The following is a 5,569-nucleotide window of genomic DNA, read 5'->3' as shown; positions in this document are numbered from 1 at the left end:
CACATTCGCAGCCATGATGGTCGCCGTGAATGCACCCATGTGCAGCATGGCGGCCCGGCCGGTGAACAGTTGCGTATAGCCCCAGCTCGCGGCGACGAGAATGGCGAACAGCACCAGCATCAGGCCGGTGGTCGACTGCCCGATCGGCGACTTGCACAGCGCGTCGTAGAGCACCCAGCCCAAGACGATCGAGCCGATGGAAAGGCCGATGGCCTGCCACGCCAACAGGTCGAGGACGTTGCGGTCGATAAGGTAGATGTCGGCCCCGACATAATAGATCAGCGCCAGCAGCATCGCGCCGGAAAGCCAGGTCCAGTAGCTCTCCCATTTGAACCAGGTCAAATGCTCGGGCAGAAACTCCGGCGCCACCAGATACTTGTTGATGTGGTAAAAGCCACCGCCATGCACTTGCCACTCCTCGCCATGCGCCAGCGGCGGCAGGCTCGGCGTCTTGCGCAGGCCAAGGTCGAGCGCGATGAAATAGAAGGACGAGCCGATCCAGTCGATGGCGGTGATGACATGCAGCCAGCGGACAGCAAACATCAGCCATTCATAGAAGATTGCATAGTCGGGCATCATCGCTTGCTCCCCTTCCGCCAGCACTCGTGAAAAGGGGCGGACTCATGGCCCGCCCCTCAAATGTGCTCGAAAGCCTTATGCCGGCTGTTCGACGCCTTCGACATACCAGTCCATGCTGAGCAGCTCGGCATCGGTCATGGTCACGCCGGCCGCAACGCGTTCCGTGCCGGTGTGGTCGTTGATCGGGCCGGTGAAGATGTGAACCGAGCCATCGATCTGGCCGGTGCGCATGGCTTCTGCCGCGGTGACGACATCGGCCGGAACCTTGGCGTTGTACGGGCCAATCTGGACCACGTCTTCCTTGAGACCTTCCCAGGTGTCGCCCGGAACCCAGGTGCCTTCGAGCACGGCCTCGGCCGAAGCCAGGTAGTGCGGGCCCCAGTGGTCGATGATGGCGGTGAGCTGGGTTTCCGGAGCGAAGGCCGACATGTCCGCGCCCTGGCCGAAACCACCCACGATGCCACGTTCGGCGGCGACCTGCAGGGCAGCCGGACCGTCGGTGTGCTGGGCAACGATGTCAATGCCCTGGTCGATCATGGCGCGGGCAGCGTCAGCTTCCTTGGCCGGGTCGTTCCAGGTCGAGATGTAGACCGGGGTGATGGTGAATTCAGGATTGACCTGACGCGCTGCGAGCACGAACGAGTTGATGCCCATCACCACTTCCGGGATCGGGAAGGAGCCGATGTAGCCGGCCTTGGCGGTCTTGGACATGTGACCGGCAATCACGCCGCAAACGGCGCGGCCTTCGTAGAAGCGGGCATTGTAGAGGCCCACATTGTCGGCCTTCATGTAGCCGGTGGCGTGCTCGAAGGCGACGTCTGGGAATTCCGGCGCAACCTTGATCACCGAGTCACCGAAACCGAAGCTCGTTGCGAAGATAAGCTTGCAGCCCTGCTGGGCCAGTTCGCGCACGACGCGTTCGCAGTCCGGGCCTTCCGGCACGTTTTCGACGAACATGGTCTCAACCGCGTCGCCAAGGTTTTCCTCGACGTAGAGGCGGCCCTGGTTGTGCGCGTAGTTATAGCCGTTGTCGTTGATCGAGCCGACATAGATGAAGCCGATCTTGAGCTTCTCGGCCTGGCCGAAAGCAGTGCCGCCAAGCAGCGGCAGGGTCATGGCGGCGCCACCGACCTTGATAAACCCACGACGGGATAGAGTCATATTTCGTTTCTCCTGACTGACGTTCCGATTGCATGAGGCAGTCATTGGACGCCGCCTCAATTGCTGGGCATGAACGGCTTGCCGAGGCAGGCCGGTGCATTGGTAGACGCATCGCGCCGGAGCGAAATCAGCACCAGCACAACGATGGTCGCGATATAAGGCAGAGCCGCCCAGAGTTCGGACGGAATAGCCGAAAGCGGGCCGCCGCCGGCCTTGGCGTAAAGCTCCATGGTCATCACGAGACCAAAGAGATAGGCGCCGCCAAGCAGGCGGAACGGACGCCACGAGGCGAAGACCACGAGCGCCACGGCGATCCAGCCGCGGCCTGCCGTCATGCCCTCGGCCCATTGTGGGGTGAGCGTCAGCGGGAAGCACGCCCCTGCGATACCGGCCATTGCCCCGCCGAACATTACGGCGAGATAGCGCACCTTGATCACCGAATAGCCGATGGAATGGGCGGAAAGGTCGTTCTCGCCGACGGCGCGCAGGATCAGGCCCGCCCGGGTCTTCTTAAGGAAGAACCAGATGGCAAAGACCATGAAGATGGCGAAATAAGCCGGAAACGAATAGCCGAAGAGCACCCGCAATACAGGATGCGCGGCAAGGTCTGGAAAGATCGGCGACATCAGCGTCACCGGTCGCGCCGAATAGGAGGCCCCCGCCAGCGCCGAAAAGCCCGTACCGAAAATGGTCAGCGCCAGGCCCGTGGCCGTCTGGTTGGCGGACAATGACAGGGTAAGAAACCCAAAGATCAGCGACGCCGCCATGCCGGCGGCCGCGCCACAGATCAACGCGAGGAAATGATTGCCGGTATGAAACTGCACCACGAAGCCAGCAATGGCCCCAAGCAGCATCATGCCTTCCACGCCGAGGTTGAGCACGCCCGAGCGCTCGACAACCAGTTCGCCCAGGGCCGCGATCAGGATGGGGGTTGAGGCGCCGACGACAGTAACGAGAATTGCGATCGTCAGGTCCATTATGCCGCTCCCGCGCTGGCTTCAGGGCTGATGCGGCGGATCCTATAGCGCACCAGGATATCGCCGGCGAGCAGCAGGAACAGCATCATCGCCTGGAAAATACCGGTGGCTTCATCGGGCAGTCCGATGGTCGTCTGCGCTACCTGCCCACCCACGAAAGTGATGGCGAGCACCACACCGGCGATAATCACGCCCAGCGGGTTAAGCCGCCCGAGAAAAGCAACGATGATTGCGGTAAAGCCGTAATTGGTGGGAAAGCCGGGCACCATGCGCTGGAACGGCCCAGCCACTTCCAGCATGCCGGCAAGGCCTGCAAGCCCACCGCTGACCAGCATGGCCAACCAGATCGTCTTGTTCTCGGAAAAGCCGCCATAGCGCGCTGCGTGGGGCGCCGCGCCGACGACGCGCATGCGGTAGCCGAACACCGTCTTGCTCATCACGAACCAGGCGATCAGAGCGACGATCACGGCGATCGGCACACCCAGGTGTACAATAGTGCCGGGAATGATGTTGGGCAGACGCGCCGCCTCGGAGAAGAGGCGCGATTGGGGAAAGCCAATACCCATCGGGTCCTTCCACGGACCGCGGATGAGATAGTAGATCACCTGCACCGACGCATAGGTCAGCATCAGGCTGGTCAGGATTTCATTGACGTTGAGCCGGGTCTTGAGAAAGGCCGGAATGGACGCATAGGCCATGCCGCCCGCCATACCCGCGATGGCCATGAGCGGCAGGATCCACCAGCCCGACATGCCCCAGGTGAGAAGCGCAATGCTGGTCGCCGCCAGGGCGCCGATAATATACTGACCCTCGGCGCCGATGTTCCAGACATTGGCGCGGTATGCCACCGACAGGCCCGTGCCAATGATGATCAACGGCGCGGCCTTGATGCCAAGGTCCTGCCATTTGTAGGGATTGGTCAGGGGGGTGAAGAAGATTTCCTGCACGGCGCGCAGGCCATTGTAGCCGATGGCCGAAAACAGCAGGCAGCCCAGGATCATCGTCAGCACCACGGCCGCGACCGGGGTACCATAGAGCATAAGCTTGGAGGGCTCTGGACGCTTTTCAAGCCGGAAGCGCATCATGCCATCTCCGCCGTGCCATGCACGCCGCCCATCAGCAGCCCAATTTCTTCCACGCTGAATTCCTTCACCGGCCGGGCCGCGCTGAGGCGTCCCATATTGATGACCGCCAATGTGTCGCAAAGCGCCCGCAGCTCGTCGAGATCCTGGCTGATGACGACGATGGCCGAGCCCGCAGCCGCCAGATCCACAAGCGCCTGATGAATGGCCGCCGCTGCGCCAGCATCGACACCCCAGGTCGGCTGGCTCACCACCAATACAGTCGGTTTCTGCAGAATTTCGCGACCCATAATGTATTTTTGGAGGTTCCCGCCCGAAAGCGAGCCGGCCGTAGCGCCTGGCCCCAGCGCCTTGACGGCGAAGTCGGCGATCACCTTGCCCGTATAGGTCTTGGCCGCGCCCGAATTGATCAGGCCCAGAACCACCATGCCGAGCCGATCACGCGCCGTCAGCACGGAATTGTCCGAAAGCGAAAAATCGCCCACCGCCGCATGGCCATTGCGCTCTTCCGGCACCGCGCAAAGTCCCTGCTTGCGGCGCTGGGTCGTGTTCATCAGACCGATGCCAAAGCCATCAATGGTAATGGCCTCGCGATCATCCCCAATGAGTTCTCCCGAGAGGGCATCAAGCAGCGCGTTCTGCCCATTCCCGGCAACGCCCGCGACCCCCAGGATCTCTCCTGCCCGCACGGTAAAGCTGACATTGTCGACCGCGACGTCGAAGTGCCCTGTCTTGACCGTCGACAGCCTGTTCACCACCAGCTTGGGCGGCCCGAAGGCCCTGCCCTCGGCCTTGACGATATCCTTCAATCCCGTGCCGATCATCTTCTCGGCCATTGAGCGGCTCGTCTCCTGCTTGGGATCGCAGGTATCGACCAGCTTGCCGCCGCGCAGAATGGTCGCCGTATCGCACAAGGCTTTGATTTCATGCAGCTTGTGCGAAATGTAGAGGATCGAACAGCCTTCGGCGGCGAGCTTGCGCAGGACCGTGAAAAGCTGCTCCACCTCCTGCGGCGTCAGCACCGAAGTCGGCTCGTCCATGATCAGCAATTGCGGATTGAGCAACAAGGCGCGCACGATTTCGATGCGCTGCCGCTCGCCCACCGAAAGCGTCGCCACGGTCCGGTGCGGATCGAGCGTCAAGCCATAGGTTTCCATGACCTCGCGAATGCGGCTTTCAAGCTCGCGCGACGGGATTTTCGCATCCATGCCCAGCGCAATATTCTCGAGCACGGTCAGCGCTTCGAACAGCGAGAAATGCTGGAACACCATGCCCACGCCGAGCTTTCGCGCCGCCTTTGGATTGGCCACCACGACGGGTTCGCCATTCCAGCGGATTTCGCCGGCATCGGGCTGCATGATGCCGTAGATCATTTTGACGAGGGTGGATTTGCCGGCGCCGTTTTCGCCGAGGAGCGCGTGGATTTCGCCGGGTTTTACCGCAAATGACACATGGTCATTGGCCAGAACGCCGGGGAATTGTTTGGTAATGCCGGTCAGTTCGAGCCGATTGGGCATATCAAAATCCACTCGCCACCCCCACTTTGCCGGGGGTGGGCGTGCGCCCGTTCGAAGCTTCCCGTCCCCCAATCTGGACCATAACTTCAGCCGCGGCTAGTACCGCAATAACCGATGGTCGTTTATCCCCAAGCCCTTGCGCACCAATAGGTAGCACCAGTCGCGACAACAGCGCCCTGTCGCCCCCCTGCTCCACAAACCAGCTGGCAAATTTTGCGCGCTTGGTCTTCGAGCCCACCATGCCGACATAGGG

Annotated in this window: 6 protein-coding genes; all 6 read right to left on the bottom strand. The window is 61.7% G+C overall.

Annotated elements, in window-relative coordinates; all coding sequences use genetic code 11:
- The coding region (locus tag ABW043_RS17260) for a urate hydroxylase PuuD (protein ID WP_353922434.1) at nt 1–576 on the bottom strand (576 nt) is incomplete at its 3' end.
- A 78-nt stretch (nt 577–654) separates the two neighbouring features.
- Complete coding sequence (locus ABW043_RS17255; protein ID WP_353922433.1) at nt 655–1,740, bottom strand: BMP family ABC transporter substrate-binding protein; 1,086 nt, start codon at nt 1,738–1,740, stop codon at nt 655–657.
- Between the two features lie 56 nt (nt 1,741–1,796).
- Nucleotides 1,797–2,717, bottom strand: coding sequence for an ABC transporter permease (locus tag ABW043_RS17250; RefSeq protein WP_353922432.1), 921 nt, complete (start codon nt 2,715–2,717; stop codon nt 1,797–1,799).
- Nucleotides 2,717–3,802 carry an ABC transporter permease gene (locus ABW043_RS17245; RefSeq protein WP_353922431.1) on the bottom strand — a complete coding sequence of 362 codons (1,086 nt, stop codon included), beginning with the start codon at nt 3,800–3,802 and terminating at the stop codon, nt 2,717–2,719. The genes ABW043_RS17250 and ABW043_RS17245 overlap by 1 nt, the downstream gene beginning before the upstream one ends.
- Complete coding sequence (locus ABW043_RS17240) at nt 3,799–5,316, bottom strand: ABC transporter ATP-binding protein (protein WP_353922430.1); 1,518 nt, start codon at nt 5,314–5,316, stop codon at nt 3,799–3,801. Before ABW043_RS17240 ends, ABW043_RS17245 begins: the two co-directional genes overlap by 4 nt.
- 1 nt (nt 5,317) lies before the next feature.
- On the bottom strand, nt 5,318–5,569 hold a 252-nt coding region (locus ABW043_RS17235), incomplete at its 5' end, for an XdhC family protein (protein WP_353922429.1).

It is taken from the genome of Devosia sp. (assembly GCF_040509215.1).
Taxonomy (GTDB): Bacteria; Pseudomonadota; Alphaproteobacteria; order Rhizobiales; family Devosiaceae; genus Devosia.
Note: the sequence above shows the minus strand (reverse complement) of the source record. Positions and strands in the feature narration are given on the sequence as shown.

Bases quoted from the DNA above. Each gene is read 5' to 3' on its own strand.
- ABW043_RS17255 (WP_353922433.1), bottom strand. From the start codon at position 1,740: ATGACTCTATCCCGTCGTGGGTTTATCAAGGTCGGTGGCGCCGCCATG.
- ABW043_RS17250 (WP_353922432.1), bottom strand. From the start codon at position 2,717: ATGGACCTGACGATCGCAATTCTCGTTACTGTCGTCGGCGCCTCAACC.
- ABW043_RS17245 (WP_353922431.1), bottom strand. From the start codon at position 3,802: ATGATGCGCTTCCGGCTTGAAAAGCGTCCAGAGCCCTCCAAGCTTATG.
- ABW043_RS17240 (WP_353922430.1), bottom strand. From the start codon at position 5,316: ATGCCCAATCGGCTCGAACTGACCGGCATTACCAAACAATTCCCCGGC.